This is a genomic window from Pseudomonas sp. P5_B2, from assembly GCF_056400445.1.
The window spans coordinates 1-1,440 of sequence record NZ_JBFULH010000869.1 but is presented as its reverse complement, the minus strand read 5'-3'; the positions used below and the strand labels follow the sequence as shown (position 1 = coordinate 1,440).

At 59.6% G+C, this 1,440-nt stretch carries 1 protein-coding gene; it reads left to right on the top strand.

The features are described 5' to 3' along the window. The first annotated feature begins 163 nt into the window (after nt 1-163). Complete coding sequence (gene hemE / locus AC1DRJ_RS27580; RefSeq protein WP_095078029.1) at nt 164-1,231, top strand: uroporphyrinogen decarboxylase; 1,068 nt, start codon at nt 164-166, stop codon at nt 1,229-1,231. Nucleotides 1,232-1,440 lie beyond the last annotated feature (209 nt).

The following is a 1,440-nucleotide window of genomic DNA, read 5'->3' as shown; positions in this document are numbered from 1 at the left end:
GATAAACCGAGGTGATGCTATCGCCGGCAGGCCAGCTCCCACAGTGTTTTGTGGTGCTGCAAAAATGCGACAAATTGACCCGATAGACAAAAGGCGCGGCTCTTGCCGTGCCTTTTGCGTCCGGCTCTGAGAAAATGCCCGCACTTTTTTTCCGGATGCCGACATGACTGCCCTGAAGAACGACCGTTTCCTTCGCGCCCTGCTCAAGCAACCCGTAGACGTCACCCCTGTGTGGATGATGCGTCAGGCTGGTCGCTACCTGCCTGAATACCGCGCCAGCCGTGCCAAGGCCGGCGACTTCATGAGCCTGTGCATGAACCCGGAGTTCGCTTGCGAAGTCACGATGCAGCCGCTCGACCGCTATCCACAACTGGACGCGGCGATCCTCTTCTCCGACATCCTCACCATCCCTGACGCTATGGGCCAAGGCCTGTACTTCGAAACCGGTGAAGGTCCTCGCTTCAAGAAAGTCGTCAGCACCATGGCTGACATCGAAGCCCTGCCGATTCCTGATCCGCACAAAGACCTCGGCTACGTCATGGACGCGGTCAGCACCATCCGCCGCGAACTGAACGGCCGTGTGCCGTTGATCGGCTTCGCCGGCAGCCCATGGACCCTGGCTACCTACATGGTCGAAGGCGGATCGTCGAAAGACTACCGCAAGACCAAAACCATGCTCTATGACAACCCGCAAGCCTTGCACCTGCTGCTGGACAAGCTCGCGCAGACGGTCACCAGTTATCTCAACGGCCAGATCATGGCCGGCGCGCAAGCGGTGCAGATCTTCGATAGCTGGGGCGGCAGCCTCTCGGCGGCGGCGTACCAGGAATTTTCCCTGGCCTACATGCGCAAAATCGTCAGCGGCCTGATCCGCGAACACGAAGGCCGCAAAGTGCCGGTCATCCTGTTCACCAAAAACGGCGGCCTGTGGCTGGAAAGCATCGCCGACGCTGGCGCTGATGCACTGGGGCTGGACTGGACCTGCGACATCGGCAGCGCCCGTGATCGCGTCGGCAGCAAAGTCGCCCTGCAAGGCAACATGGACCCGACCGTGCTCTACGCCAAACCGGAAGCCATTCGCACCGAAGTCGGCCGCATCCTCGCCAGCTACGGAAAAGGCAGCGGTCACGTGTTCAACCTCGGCCATGGCATCACGCCGGAAGTTGATCCGGAACATGCGGGTGCGTTCCTGCGCGCCGTACATGAGTTGTCGGCGCAGTATCACGAGTGATCGTCGCCCAATAAAAAACGCCCGGCATTTGCCGGGCGTTTTTGTTTGTGCTGGTTTTCAGTGGCCGAGGAGTTGTTCGGCGTAGCGGGCGATGATGTGGTCGAAAGGTTTTTGGTCGCGGATATCGGTAGAGCGAATCACCGCAACGAGGTGGGTCAGATCTCCTTCACTGGCCTGTGCGATGAATTCGTCATCGAACAATAGCCGGA

Excerpts from the sequence above, each read along its gene's own strand:
- hemE (WP_095078029.1), top strand. The coding sequence starts at position 164 with ATGACTGCCCTGAAGAACGACCGTTTCCTTCGCGCCCTGCTCAAGCAA.